The following is a 13,955-nucleotide window of genomic DNA, read 5'->3' on the forward strand; positions in this document are numbered from 1 at the left end:
GCGGTGACTAATAGGTTTTGAAAGATATATATGCTTGAAATATAATGCATTACAGGAGTGGTTCGAGTCCCGTCCAACTCAAATCCATTTGCTTAAAACCATAAATTCTAAACTTCCTTGAATTTCAGGTTATTTATGAATTAACGCCTGGGCCCTCTATATGGTCTTAATACTTGCTTGGGTCGCGGCGGCGTAAACCTGTCAATAATAGCATTTACGGTTTGAATTAATCTTTCAGCCACGTTGTTGCCTACATGTGTCAACTTGCGGTTCTGAATACTGAGTAAAGAACGCAGTTGCCAGTTTGTGCCTGAGGCATCTATGATTTCCAAATTGTCAAACTGTTCAGCAAATTTTTCAAGGTATTGTAAGCCAAGGTCAAAGTTCTGCTCAATGTTATTTTGATCCACGTAATGCCCGCCATTTGCTACTCTTTCATTAACACGGTCGATGGAATGTCGAATACTTTCCAGGGTCAGATAAATCATGTTTGTTGTATATCCGAATCGCTTGAACTCAGCCACTATGTCCATTAGGTTGTCATCTCTGAAATTGGTCTCTAAAGTAAAATGCTGCCGTTTTTCTATGGCTTTTGCAGCCTGGATGAAAAATTCTTTTGTCGCCTCCTGATACGCATGTTTTTTAATTATATCAGGTTTTTGGGCCTCGATATGAGCAATAACTTTGTCCACATCAAAAATAATAGCGCCAATTTCCGACAGATCTTTTGAAAAAGTCGATTTTCCTGCGCCATTAGGCCCCGCGACAAACAATAGTTGCGGGTTATTTGACATAAGACTAAAGGGTTTTTACATATTGCGCTTTACCATTCTCATCCAATTTAACCAGTTCTTTTCTGTCGCTATATTCATGCACCGCATAGGTATTATTAGGACAAACTGTTGGGTCGTAATAGGTAAGGTAACCACCCTTGGCAAATTTTTCCGCTTTCATGCGTTCGTAGGTTGGCCGCAGTCTTTCACGTAGTTCTTCGTCAGATAACTGGAAGATAGGCGTCGAGCGTAAATCGATGGCGGTTGGGTTACTCATGGTTTGATGAAATGTTCTCATACAAATATAAAGATTGTAGTGTTAAAAAATAAAATGTTACCCGTAAAACTTAAGGTCACAAGGTGCGACCTTAAGTTTTTAATACTCTTAAACCTTAGCATACTTTTGCTTAAGCAAAGACATATCATGACTCACCTTCGTGTCTAGTATTTTGGCGTAATGTTGTGTGGTTTTTATATTCGTATGACCGAGCATTTTACTAACCGTTTCAATTGGTACATCATTAGATAAGGTAACTGTTGTTGCGAACGTATGCCGTGCCAAATGGAATGTTAAATGTTTGACTATACCACTTAGATCCGCAATTTCTTTTAAGTAAGCATTCATCTTTTGATTGCTTAATACAGGTAATAGCAAACCTTGATTTTCGCATTGCGGATAGTCTTGATAGCGATTTATTATAGTAAGGGCTGCCGGCAAAAGCGGAATTCTTGATGACGTATCGGTTTTCTGTCTGCTGGTAAAAATCCATTGTTCACCATCCATTCCCTTTCCAATTTCAACACGCCTGAGTTTTTTAACATCAGCATAAGATAATCCTGTGTAACAGCAAAAAACAAATATATCCCTTACCTGCTTTAAGCGCTCTACAGTTAACTTTTTGTTGTTTGATATGGCGTCCAGTTCCTGCTGTGTGAGAAAAGTACGTTCTTTTGCCTTGGCAGTGGATTTAAAATTGATAAACGGGTTTTGTTTTAGCCAACCATTAGCAATGCAGTGATTAGCTATTTTTTTAAGATGTTTAATGTACTTAGCAGCAGATACACTGGTTATCTTACAATCAGCTTTTAGGTAAAACTCAAATCCTGTAATAAAGGCATAATTTAATTGACTGATCTCTATATCTGTTTTGCCATATTCTTTTTGCAGGAAGCCTGTAAGGTGTTTTTCAGACGTCTTGTATCCTTTTAATGTATTCGACTCAAACCCATTGCCAATCAGGGCCTTTACTTTGTCGTTATGCTCGGCAAACAATTTCATCAAGTAGTGGCTCTTTTCTGTTTTTCCCGCGAATTGGTTCTGTAAGCTTTCAGTGGTAATACGCTGATTGGCATCAATTAGTACCTGATGCGCATTTCTAACCTTAGTTTGCAGGCTGTCCAGATAATTGTTAAGGGATTTGATCTCTTCCTTTGTGCCGATGGCCCGGCCTGCATGGCTGTTCCATTTCGCCGGATCGCATTCTCGTCCGGCAGACATTTCTGCGCGTTTTCCGTTTACGGTAATACGCATGTAGACGGCCTGGGGGCCTCCTTTGTAGTTTTTTTGCTTTCTCAGGTAAAAAAGCAGGTGGAAATTACTTTTCATAATTACAAGCTTAAAAGTGAAACAAAAGTAAGTTTGTAGCCTGCTATTATCAAGATGTTTAATAATTGAACACCTTGATAATCAATTAATTATGAACAATTCGGTGCGTAGCATTTTTCCATTTAGGTACGCACCGAATCTGCGTCTTTTTTGTTGCGATTTGGTGCATAAAATGGTGTTTTGATAGAAACAAAAAAACCTGCAATCATTTGATTTGCAGGTTTTTAGCATCTTTCGATATTGTTTTAAGTAGCCCGTAGGGGAATCGAACCCCTGTTTCAAGAATGAAAATCTTACGTCCTAACCCCTAGACGAACGGGCCTTTTTTTGTTTTTATTTCCCTTATTTTGGGAATGCAAAGATATAGCTTAAATGGTAAAATAAAAATAATTTTTAAACTTTTTTTATTTGGCGCTGATTATGAATGTTATATATTTAATTAACAAACAAAATAACTCAGTTGCATTGTAAATCTGCATGGGTTAAGGTTATCTTTATCGTAAAATCTATTTATATTATGAAAGCCACCTGGAACGACCAGGTCATTGCCGAAAGCAATGACACTATTGTTGTCGAAAATAACCATTATTTCCCTCTTGAAAGTGTAAAAGGCGAATACCTGGAAACTACCGATACGCATACTACATGCCCATGGAAAGGGCTGGCATCTTATTATACGCTTAATGTTGATGGGAAAAAAAATCAGGATGCCGCATGGTATTACCCGCAGCCAAAAGATGCCGCGGCAAACATTACCAACTATGTAGCGTTCTGGAAAGGTGTTAAAGTAACTCCATAAGCATGAAAAAATTTGATGCCATTGTTATAGGTGCCGGCCAAGCGGGGGCTCCACTCGCCAAAAAGCTGGCATTGGCCGGGTTGAAAACGGTGATTATTGAAAAACGTTTTTATGGCGGCACATGTGTTAACGATGGCTGTACCCCAACCAAAACCTTGGTAGCATCGGCTAAGGCTGCTTACATGGCCGGCAAAAGCGCCGACTTAGGTGTACCGGTAAAGAAATTTGCCGTAAATATGCCACGTATAAAAAAGCGAAAGGACGATATAGTAATGCAATCGCGTATTGGGGGGCAGCATGCGGCCGAGAAGATAAAAGGGCTGGATGTTGTATTTGGCGAGGCGACATTTACCGGCGATAAAACCATTTCGGTAAAGCTTAAAAATGGTAAAAAGCAAAATATCCAGGCCGATCAGTTTTTTTTAAATGTAGGCGCCAGACCGTTTATTCCCGAAATTGAAGGGTTGGCCGAAATCAAATATCTTACCTCAACAACTATTCTTGATCTGGATTATGTGCCGGAGCATTTATTGGTGCTCGGTGGTAATTATATAGGCCTGGAGTTTGGCCAGATGTTTCGCCGGTTTGGCAGTAAGGTTACTATTTTAGAGAAATCAGGAAGAATAGTTTCGCGTGAGGACGAGGACGTATCTGCCGAAATGCAAAAGATCCTGGAGGCCGAAAAGATTAATGTGATTACCAATGCGCATGCTACAAAATTTAAGCAGAAAGCCGGCGGTAAAATAACCGCAACTGTAACCATAGATGGTGAAGAAAAGAAGATCAGGTGCAGCCACGTACTAATAGCAGTTGGGCGTATACCACAAACTGAAACGCTTGGACTGGATAAGGCTGGGGTAGAAACAGATGAAAAAGGCAACATCAAAGTAAACAGCAAACTGGAAACAAATGTAAAAGGCGTTTACGCTTTGGGCGATGTAAAAGGCGGGCCTGCTTTTACACACATATCATATAACGATTATACTATAGTTTATCGCAACCTTATTGAAAAGCAAAACCTGAGTATTACCGACAGGTTGGTGCCTTATTGCATGTTTACCGATCCGCAACTGGGACGGGTAGGGATTGACGAGACTGAAGCCAGGAAACAAGGATTGAATTATAAAGTAGCCAAACTCCCCATGACGCATGTGGCCCGTGCCATTGAAACCGGTGATACCCGTGGTTTTATGAAAGCTGTAGTGGATGTTAAAACCAGGAAGATATTAGGAGCAACGGTTTTGGGCCCGGAAGGCGGCGAGATTATGACCGTGCTGCAAATGGCTATGGAGGGAGGAATTACCTATGACATGGTTCGCTATTTTATTTTTGCACACCCATTATATGCCGAATCATTAAACAACCTGTTCCTGGGACTTGAAGATTAGTTTTACAACATGATTAAAGTTGACGGCATAAGCAAACAGTTTGGGAAAGTTAAAGCCGTTAATGACATCTCTTTTGAGGTGCAGCCCGGCGAAAATTTGATTTTACTGGGTACCAGTGGCTGCGGGAAAACAACAACGCTTAAAATGATTAACCGGTTAATTGAACCCACCGGCGGCAACATCTACATTAACAATAAAAACATATTTAAGCAGCAACCCGAAGTTTTAAGACGAGACATTGGCTATGTGCTGCAAAACAACGGCCTGTTTCCGCATTATACCGTGGCCGAAAATATTGCCATAGTGCCGCAGTTACTAAAATGGGATAAAAAGAAAACGGAAATCAGGACTGCTGAATTGATGGAGAAATTACACCTGGATAAGTGTTACCTGCATGTTTACCCCAATGAGCTGAGCGGTGGCCAGCAACAGCGTGTGGGGTTGGCCCGGGCTCTCGTATCCGACCCTCCGGTTTTGTTGATGGATGAGCCCTTTGGCGCGCTGGACAATGTTACCCGGTCAAACATCCATCAAGAGTTTAAAGCCCTTGATGAATTAAAGCGTAAAACCATCATTATGGTTACCCACGATGTGCAGGAGGCTTTTGAACTTGGCGACCGGATTTGCCTGATGGATAAAGGCAAAATTGTTCAATCGAGCACACCTGCCGAACTATTGTTTAACCCGGCCAACGAGTTTGTACAGAATTTTCTGAAAGATCAACGCCTACAGCTGGAGTTTAGGGCTGTGCGCTTAAGTAATATTTGGGGTTTGCTGCCCGATTCGCACAAAAAGGCAGATGGTTTGTCGTTAGCCTCCGACATTGATGTGTGGTCGGCACTCGAGGGGTTTAAGTTTAATGATCACGAAACCGTCGGCATAAGTAACGATACCGGCGGGCAAAAACATGTGAGCTTTGAGCAATTGATGGCGGCCTTTTATCAGTATAAAAATAACCGGGCGCATGAATGAGCATCAGCAAACCTTAGTTGAGTTTATGATTCAGCAGGCCGATAAGCTTGCTGCGCAAACGCTGCAGCACATCGGCCTTACTTTTATGTCGCTTTTTATTGCTGTAATTATTGGTTTGCCGTTGGGTATTTTCATTACCCGTAAAGTAAAGTTATCCGGCCCTGTACTGGGGATAGCAGGGATATTACAAACCATTCCAAGCATCGCCCTGTTGGGGTTCATGATTCCGGTGCTGGGTATCGGAGCCAAACCGGCTATTGTAGCCTTGTTGCTTTATGCGCTGCTGCCAATCATCCGTAATACGTATACAGGCATTACCGGGGTTGATGCCTCGGTGAAGGAGGCCGCCGTAGCAATGGGGATGAATAAGTGGCAGGTTTTGTTTAAAGTAGAACTACCCCTTGCCATGCCCGTTATTTTGGCCGGAATTCGCACTGCTACAGTGATAAATGTAGGCGTTGCAACATTGGCTTCATATATTGCCGCTGGTGGCTTGGGCGAGTTTATTTTCGGTGGTATTTCGCTCAACAATACCAATATGATATTAGCGGGCGCCATACCGGCAGCCTTACTGGCCATTATATTTGATTTCCTGCTGTCGCGGCTGCAAAAACTCAATTTTAAAAAAATAAAGAAAAGTACTTACACATTACCGGTTTTACTGGCGATGCTATCATCGTTGTATTTTATTCCATCGGCCTATGGCGGTAAGCTTACAGCTGGTTTTACGCCCGAATTTATGGGCAGGCAGGATGGTAACCTGGGGCTTCAAAGCAAATACGGTTTAAAAATTCATACCGTGGTAATCAGCGACGCGGTGATGTACAAGGCCGCGTTTGAACAACAATTGGATGTAATTAGCGGCTATTCTACCGATGGTAGGTTAAAAGCTTACGACCTGGTGGTTTTAGATGATGATAAAAATATTTTTCCGCCGTATTACGCTGCGCCCATTGTGCGCGATGAATCGCTGAAAAAATATCCTGACCTGGAAAAGACATTAAACTTGCTTTCGGGCAAAATAAATGATTCCATTATGACGGAATTAAACTATCGTACCGACTATCTTCACCAAAGCCCCGAAAGGGTGGCGAAGGATTTCCTGGAGGCAAATAAACTATATAAACCATCCCGCGAGGGGGCTGCCGGTATTGTCCGTATTGGTTCAAAAATATTTGGCGAGCAATACATCCTGGCCAACATGTACAGCATGTTGATAAAGGGGTATACCAATTATGATGTAGCTACAAAAACGGGCCTTGGGGGCACAAAAATTTGTTTTGATGCCTTAACTAACGACCAGATAGATTTTTACCCGGAATACACGGGCACCGGCTTGCTGGCCATTTTGCAGGCATCGCCAAAAACGGTTGCCGAAGTATCAAAAAGTAAGGATAGCACTTATGAATATGTGCAGCAGGAGTTTGAAAAACGGTATCAGGTAAAATGGCTCAAGCCTATTGGTTTTAATAATGCATACGCATTAATGATGCGCAGGCAGCAGGCAAAAGGGTTAAATATTAAAACAATTTCAAACCTTAAACGATATTTGAATAGGAACTAATTAAATGGATTTAGCCAATTGTTACAAAAAAGTCAGGCTGCGAACGGAACAGATTTGCAGCCCGCTGCAAACCGAAGATTACGTAGTGCAGCCCGTGGTTGATGTTAGTCCGCCTAAGTGGCATATCGGGCACGTTACCTGGTTTTTTGAAACCTTTATACTGAAGCCGTATTTCATGGGCTACCGGGAATTTAACCCCAACTATAATTACGTTTTCAATAGCTATTATGAAACGGTAGGCAACCGCGTTATCCGTACAGATAGGGGCAATTTAAGCCGCCCTACAGTTGCCGATATTTACCGGTACCGGGCATACGTTGATGAAGCCATGGCCAAATTCCTGTGCCAGGAACCGTCCGCAGAAGTGAAGGAATTGCTTATCCTTGGTTTTAACCATGAAGAGCAGCACCAGGAGCTTTTATTAACAGACATTAAATACATTTTAGGCCATAACCCGTTATTCCCGGCATATGACGACAGTTATGTATCGCCGAAAATTGCCGGGGCCGAAAGCGCTGGTTTTATTAAGATGGACGAAGGTGTTTATGAGATAGGCTATAGCGGTGAAGGCTTTTGTTTTGACAATGAGCTGAACCGGCATAAGGTTTATTTGAATGCGTACGAAATTAGCCCCAATTTGGTAACCAATGCCGAATACCTGGAGTTTATTGGCAGCGGGGGATATCACGATTTTCGCCACTGGCACGCCGAGGGTTGGGATTGGGTGAACATCCATAAAGTTGAAGCGCCGCTTTACTGGCATTTGATTGACGGCGAATGGCACAATTACACTTACCATGGCTTAAAACCGCTTAGTTTAACCGACCCTGTTTGCCACGTCAGCTATTTTGAAGCCTATGCTTACGCCTCGTGGAAAGGACTAAGGCTGCCTACCGAATTTGAGTGGGAGGAGGCGGCAACAAAATTTAGCTGGGGCAAAAGTTGGGAGTGGACAGAAAGCGCATACCTCCCCTACCCCGGATTTGCAAAAGCACCGGGGGCAATTGGCGAGTATAACGGCAAGTTTATGGTAAACCAAAAAGTATTGCGTGGCGCATCAGAAGTAACATCGCCGGGCCACAGCAGGATAACTTACCGCAATTTTTTTCAAACACATTTACGTTGGCAGTTCACCGGCATCAGGCTTGCAAGGTAACCGCACAAAACAGGAAGATATGGACTCAACCTTTGCACAAACAAATTTAACGGCGGCATCAACCACAAAAACAAACTCGTTTTATAATGATGTTATAACCGGCTTGCGCGCAACACCCAAGCGTTTAAATTCAAAATATTTTTATGATGCCAATGGCGATAAACTTTTCCAGGAACTGATGAACTGCGAGGAGTATTATCCAACCAATTGCGAGCTGGAAATATTCTCGGAAAAAACAGACGAGATCACCAGCGCCCTTATTGCCGATGGAGATGCTTTTGACCTGATTGAACTGGGCGCCGGTGACGCCATGAAATCAACCTACCTGCTGAAAGACCTGCTGGATAAAAAGGCTGAGTTTACTTATCTGCCTATTGATATATCGGACAATGTAATATCGTACCTCAATATTACCTTGCCTGTTACTTTGCCGGGCTTGAATATTAAAGGGCTTAACGGCGAGTATTTTGATATGCTTAAAAAGGCTGCTTCAATATCACCAAGACGAAAAGTGGTTCTTTTTTTAGGGTCGAACATTGGTAATATGCCGGTACCCGAGGCCATCGAGTTTTGCCGGGAGCTGCGCAAGCACCTTTCTGAAGGGGATATGGTGCTGATTGGTATGGATTTAAAGAAAGATCCTAAGGTAGTACTGGCCGCTTATAATGATAAAGATGGCATCACCAAAAGATTTAACCTTAACCTGCTGGAGCGTATTAACCGCGAATTAGAGGGCAATTTTGATGTTTCCAAATTTGATCATTATCCAACTTACGATCCGGAATCCGGTGCCTGCAAAAGCTACCTTATAAGCCTGGAAGACCAACTGGTAACCATCGGCGGTAAAGAAACAATCTCTTTTCAAAAAGATGAGTACATCTATATGGAAATTTCTCAGAAATTCACCATCATGCAAACTGATCAGATTGCCATTAACGCCGGCTTTGTGCCATTAACCCAGTTTTTTGACGGGAAAAAGTGGTTTGTGGATGCTATTTGGGTGGCAAATACTATATAAACACGATTTACAGGATTTACAGGATTTTACTCTTTTTCTGAACTCGGATTAAGCAGATTTATGGGATTATACAGGATTTTTTCAAATCATAATCCAAAAAATATGACAAATCTGATTTAATCCGAGTTCAGAAAAAAATCCTGTAAATCCTGCCAAATCTCTTAATCGTGTCAAAGTAATTTGGGGTTCAGTTCAGAATCTATCAGTTCGCCAATGGGTTTGCCCATCAGCCATTTATGATGATCATTTTTTTGCCACTCGTTTTTATAAGGCGTAATACGGGCACCATCGGCAATGTAAATTACGGTCATTACTTCACGCATTTTATCAGAGTTATTGCCTGGTGCATTGTGGATGGTGAAACCACGGTGCCAGGTAGCGTCGCCGGCCTTCATCGTTTGTGCCCTGCTTATTGGGAAACCTTTCTTCTTTACATAATCGTCAAATGCCGATTCTGATTCGTCGGATATTTCATGGTTAAATACCGCGCCATTGGTATAGGAGTTTGATGCAAAAGTAAGCATACCCATATCTACGTCAATATCAACCAGCGGCATCCACATGGTTACGGTATTATTGGTATCTATAGGCCAGTAATATTGGTCCTGGTGCCATGGAGTGGGCCCTCCCCCGGCTTCCTTAAACAGCGCCTGATCGTGGTACAGTCGTACATTTTCAACTCCCATCAGGTCGGTGGCAATCCTGGCCATTCGTTTGGCAAAAACAAAACGTTTTACCTCGGCATCTACTTGCCAAAGGTTCATGATCTGTAAAAATGCTTTACCGTAAGTATCCCGCTCTTCCAGTTTGCGCTTCTCGGTATTATACCGTGCGGCTGCATCTACAATCACCGGGCGGTAGGCTGCTGTTTCTTCTTTTGAGAGGATATTTCGAATTAAGGTATGCCCCTTTTCACGGAACTCCAGAATGCTTTCTGCCGGTAATTTCATAAAATCATCCAGCGTTGACAGATCAGAAACCTTTGTATTCATATTTTTTTTAGTTTATATTCAAAGTAAGTTTAACTTTAGCTGACAAAAAATGAAATGAGTGGTGTAATTATGGATTATTTTATCCACCAGCTAACTTTTTATTAAAATACACGTTAAAATATGCAATGATAAAAGCCTCGTTCGAAATTCTTCAGCCCTCCATTAGTCAATCGTTCCTTGTCAAAAAGTTTGATAAGCTGGCATTTGACGCACCTTATCATTTTCACCCGGAATATGAGTTAACCTGTATTTTAAAAGGAAGCGGTAAACGTTATGTGGGCAGCCATATGGAAGATTTTGTATCTGGCGATCTGGTATTGCTTGGCCCCAATTTACCCCATTGCTGGAAACTTGATATTACCAATATTTTGCCCGAGGAAGCAAGCGCAATCGTGATCCAGTTTAATGACGCATTTTTGGGCGACGACTTTTTTAACAAATTTGAATTACTGCATATTAAAAAGCTTTTTCAGAAAAGCGGTTGCGGGGTATCATTCCATTCAGAAACGCAACAGGACGTAAGGCAAATGCTGCAAAACCTGGTTGAAGAAAAAAGCAATTTTAGGGTATTGATAGGCTTGCTGGAGATATTGCAGCGGCTGGCATCATCTGACGAATATATTTTGCTGGATCAACACCGTATTATAGCCGAGCGTTCAACAGCCGAACAGGAACGCATTAACCCGGTATTTGCTTACCTGGTAGAAAATTTCAGGAAACAGGTATCATTGGATGCGGCTGCGAGTATTGCCAACATGACTACCAATGCTTTTTGCAAGTACTTTAAAAAAGTAACCCGTAAAACGTTTATGGAAACTATAATTGAGTACCGGCTTAATTATGCCATACAGCAATTGGTACAAACCGATAAGCCAATATCAGAAATATCCTACGAGAGCGGTTTTGGCGATGTTTCCCATTTTTATAAAATGTTTAAGGCCAAAATGAATTTAAGCCCGCTTAATTATCGCAAAAGATTTATGCGTAACCTTGCCAGCAGCGCCAAAAAGCTATCAGCCTAAAATCAGGTTACGTTAATTATACCGCGTTTTATGGCGTATATAACCAGGCCTACCAGGTTTTTTGATCCTGTTTTTTCAAATAAACGTGCCCTGTAGCCTTCAACAGTACGTACGCTTAGAAAAATTTTATCGGCTATTTCCTGGTTGGAGTATTCTTGGCAAACCAGTTTCAGCACTTCAATCTCACGTTCGTTTAAATCGGCCTTGTTCGCCGCTATACTTTCGGAATGATCGTTGCCTACCAGCTGCTTAATAAGGGTGATGGACAGGTGCTCGTTAAAATAAAAACCTTTGTTATGTACCGTTGATACGGCCTCAATAATCTCTTCCGGTTCGGCATTTTTTAGCAGGTAGCCAGATGCTCCGGCTTTCATCATATCAACAATATACTTGTCTTCGTTAAACATCGATAGCGCAAGTATTTTGATGGTTTTATGATGCTGATGTACCAAAGCTGCCGTTTGGATGCCGTCAAGTTCGGGCATTTTTATATCCATTAAAAGCACATCGGGGGTTTGGGTTGTTAATAAACCCATCAATTCTTTACCGTTTGAAGCTTCAAGTATCAAGTCAAAATCTTCACAATCTTCAAGGGTGGCTTTTAAACCGTTCCTGAAAATTTTATGATCATCTACTATACCTAATTTAATTGTACCCATTGATTAACAAATAGTTGGCTAAAGATAGATTAAAGATACAAAACTAAACTATTTTTAATTTAATAGTAGTAAGGCTACCACTTAATGGCTTGCTGTAAATATTAATTTCGCCGTTGATAAGCTGAACCCGGCTCTCGAGGTTTTTAATCCCAAAGCCCCTTTTTACCTCCGGCAGGTTAAACCCTATGCCATTGTCTTTAAATTCCATCACCATAAAATTGCCTTCGCGGTTAATAGAAAGGTGGATAACCGATGCATCTGAGTGTTTAATGGCGTTGCCAAAAAGTTCCTGTGCTATGCGGTAAAGCGTAAGCTCAATCTCTTGCGGAAACCGTTGATCGGGCATGTTTTTGCTAAACTTTACCTTAATGTGGGTAGTTTGCTCAACCTTGCCCGCCAGCGCTTCAACAGCCACCAGCAGGCCATAATCGGTAAGTACCGGCGGCAAAACGTTGTGGATAATATTGCGTATCTCCTGTATGCATTCGTCGGTAAGCCTGCGGGTGTCAGCCAGTAATGGCTGGGTAGCATCGGTGGTGCAGTTTTTATCCAACCGGTGCAGGTTAAGCTTTATGGCCGATAACACCTGGCCTACACTATCGTGTAAATCTTCGGCCAGGCGTTTCCGTTCGCTTTCCTGGGTTTCAAATACGGCCGCCATCAGGTCGCTTTGGCGCGCGTCATGCAAGGCCCGCAATTCAACCTGGTTTTTGATCATTTTACGCTGGTAAATAATCACGAAAAAAAATAAGCAGGTGATTAATACAACCACCACTAATGTGCCGATAATTAGTACCGGGATCAGGTTGTTTTCTGGGGCTGGCAAAGTAAAGCGACTGAATACAATATGTTAGCAATAATGTTAGTTAGACTGTTTATGATATAGTAATTAGGCCGGTCATTTGCCGGTATTTGTGTTAGCAGCATAAACAGGAATATATTGACCGATGAATAAAACAAAACACCCGCATTTATCCAAAACAGTCCTTGCTTTTCAATGGCGATATATTTTAACGGGTTTAATAATTTATAAAAATATATTAACGAAAAAACGATCAGCATTAAACTCAATGTTGTTATAGATAACGAGGGATAGGCCAACAAGTCCCGGGCATCAAATAAAGCAACAATCATTGCCAAAAGACTCAAAATGATTGCTGTTTTTTTTAGTTTGGCCTCTGAATAGATATTATAATACAGCAGACCAAACAATATTATACTAACCAGTACAAAACCGTATAAAGCGGGCATCGTATTTTTAATTTTCCATTCATGAAACGATAGCCACAACCCGGCATCAACCAAAAAAGCAATTAGAAAATATAAAGATGCAATTTTCAACGTCTTATCCAATTGCCTATAGTAATATATGGCAACGAATACAGGCGCGACACCTGATATTACTGAAATATCTACCAACAACGCATCTAAAGGCATATTATAACTTTGTTATGATTTCGAAGAACCGCTAAGAACGCTACTTTGGGGGCAACCAGTTGAACCGGGACATGGAGCAGACATTTCACCCACCAAATATGTCGACGCGGTTGCTGCAAGTTTCAATGTTTTCAACTCGGCGTGTCCATTTGGTGTCGGTATTTTGCCGTTTTTTGCATCTGGCAGCTGATCTTCACCATCGGCAGATACTCCCACTATTACAAAATGTTTTTGACCTTTAACATTAGCAAAAACCGATAAAATAAAATTGCTTACCGATACCCAAAATTTTTGCCATCCACTAAGTTTTTCATCATTAGCATAGTAAATACGTATGCCCATACAACCATCCTGTTGCAGGATATGGTTAAGGATTTTATTGCCGAAAAATTGCGAAACAGTGTCATTAGGATGCCTGTGCCTATGGTTTCGTGTCCATTGAGCAGCAAGCTCAAGATCGATGGCGGCGCCTTCATCGCCGGTAATTGGGTTGGTGTCTCTTGTTGGTTTGGTTTCCATTGTTGATTTAGTATAGAGGGTTAGGAATTAGTTTGGCTAAAACTAAGATT

General features: G+C 41.7%; 15 protein-coding genes and 1 tRNA gene. 7 read left to right on the top strand and 9 right to left on the bottom strand.

Annotated features, from left to right (window positions below; all coding sequences use genetic code 11):
* Nucleotides 1-140: 140 nt before the first annotated feature.
* From FSB76_RS15540 to FSB76_RS15555, 4 genes are all read right to left on the bottom strand, one after another.
* A complete protein-coding gene (locus tag FSB76_RS15540; protein WP_147054835.1) occupies nt 141-794 on the bottom strand; it encodes a zeta toxin family protein in 654 nt (217 codons plus the stop codon).
* A 4-nt stretch (nt 795-798) separates the two neighbouring features.
* Nucleotides 799-1,071, bottom strand: a complete 273-nt coding sequence (locus tag FSB76_RS15545) for a hypothetical protein (protein WP_147054837.1) — start codon at nt 1,069-1,071, stop codon at nt 799-801.
* 87 nt (nt 1,072-1,158) lie between these two features.
* Nucleotides 1,159-2,379 (bottom strand): site-specific integrase, encoded by a 1,221-nt coding sequence (locus tag FSB76_RS15550; protein ID WP_147054839.1) that lies wholly within the window; start codon nt 2,377-2,379, stop codon nt 1,159-1,161.
* A 250-nt stretch (nt 2,380-2,629) separates the two neighbouring features.
* A tRNA-Glu gene (locus FSB76_RS15555) sits at nt 2,630-2,701 on the bottom strand.
* Between the two features lie 195 nt (nt 2,702-2,896).
* Between FSB76_RS15555 and FSB76_RS15560 the strand changes: the two genes are divergently transcribed.
* From FSB76_RS15560 to FSB76_RS15585, 6 genes are read left to right on the top strand one after another with little or no spacing between them, the layout of a single operon-like run.
* A complete protein-coding gene (locus FSB76_RS15560) occupies nt 2,897-3,178 on the top strand; it encodes a DUF427 domain-containing protein (RefSeq protein WP_147054841.1) in 282 nt (93 codons plus the stop codon).
* Nucleotides 3,179-3,180: 2 nt separating this feature from the next.
* Entirely contained in the window at nt 3,181-4,566 is a 1,386-nt protein-coding gene (locus tag FSB76_RS15565) for a mercuric reductase (protein WP_147054843.1), read from the top strand.
* A gap of 9 nt (nt 4,567-4,575) precedes the next feature.
* Complete coding sequence (locus FSB76_RS15570) at nt 4,576-5,538, top strand: ABC transporter ATP-binding protein (RefSeq protein WP_147054845.1); 963 nt, start codon at nt 4,576-4,578, stop codon at nt 5,536-5,538.
* Nucleotides 5,531-7,102, top strand: coding sequence for an ABC transporter permease/substrate-binding protein (locus FSB76_RS15575; RefSeq protein WP_147054847.1), 1,572 nt, complete (start codon nt 5,531-5,533; stop codon nt 7,100-7,102). Before FSB76_RS15570 ends, FSB76_RS15575 begins: the two co-directional genes overlap by 8 nt.
* 4 nt (nt 7,103-7,106) lie before the next feature.
* Nucleotides 7,107-8,258, top strand: coding sequence for an ergothioneine biosynthesis protein EgtB (gene egtB, locus FSB76_RS15580; RefSeq protein WP_147054849.1), 1,152 nt, complete (start codon nt 7,107-7,109; stop codon nt 8,256-8,258).
* A 19-nt stretch (nt 8,259-8,277) separates the two neighbouring features.
* A complete protein-coding gene (locus FSB76_RS15585) occupies nt 8,278-9,276 on the top strand; it encodes an L-histidine N(alpha)-methyltransferase (protein WP_147054851.1) in 999 nt (332 codons plus the stop codon).
* 170 nt (nt 9,277-9,446) lie between these two features.
* Here FSB76_RS15585 and FSB76_RS15590 read toward each other — a convergent pair whose 3' ends face one another.
* Nucleotides 9,447-10,268, bottom strand: a complete 822-nt coding sequence (locus FSB76_RS15590; protein WP_147054853.1) for a phytanoyl-CoA dioxygenase family protein — start codon at nt 10,266-10,268, stop codon at nt 9,447-9,449.
* 125 nt (nt 10,269-10,393) lie between these two features.
* Here FSB76_RS15590 and FSB76_RS15595 point away from each other — a divergent pair, with 125 nt between their 5' ends.
* Entirely contained in the window at nt 10,394-11,290 is an 897-nt protein-coding gene (locus FSB76_RS15595; RefSeq protein WP_147054855.1) for an AraC family transcriptional regulator, read from the top strand.
* Nucleotides 11,291-11,292: 2 nt separating this feature from the next.
* Here FSB76_RS15595 and FSB76_RS15600 read toward each other — a convergent pair whose 3' ends face one another.
* The 4 genes from FSB76_RS15600 to FSB76_RS15615 all read right to left on the bottom strand — a co-directional run bounded on the left by FSB76_RS15600 (nt 11,293) and on the right by FSB76_RS15615 (nt 13,905).
* Nucleotides 11,293-11,949: a response regulator transcription factor gene (locus FSB76_RS15600; protein ID WP_147054857.1), complete on the bottom strand. Its 657-nt coding sequence runs from the start codon at nt 11,947-11,949 to the stop codon at nt 11,293-11,295.
* 43 nt (nt 11,950-11,992) lie between these two features.
* On the bottom strand, nt 11,993-12,775 hold the full coding sequence (locus tag FSB76_RS15605; RefSeq protein WP_158642907.1) for a sensor histidine kinase: 783 nt from the start codon (nt 12,773-12,775) through the stop codon (nt 11,993-11,995).
* Nucleotides 12,751-13,302: a hypothetical protein gene (locus tag FSB76_RS15610; protein WP_147054861.1), complete on the bottom strand. Its 552-nt coding sequence runs from the start codon at nt 13,300-13,302 to the stop codon at nt 12,751-12,753. Before FSB76_RS15610 ends, FSB76_RS15605 begins: the two co-directional genes overlap by 25 nt.
* 96 nt (nt 13,303-13,398) lie before the next feature.
* On the bottom strand, nt 13,399-13,905 hold the full coding sequence (locus FSB76_RS15615; RefSeq protein WP_147054863.1) for a hypothetical protein: 507 nt from the start codon (nt 13,903-13,905) through the stop codon (nt 13,399-13,401).
* Nucleotides 13,906-13,955: the final 50 nt, after the last annotated feature.

This window comes from Mucilaginibacter ginsenosidivorax, from assembly GCF_007971525.1.
Classification (GTDB): Bacteria; Bacteroidota; Bacteroidia; order Sphingobacteriales; family Sphingobacteriaceae; genus Mucilaginibacter; species Mucilaginibacter ginsenosidivorax.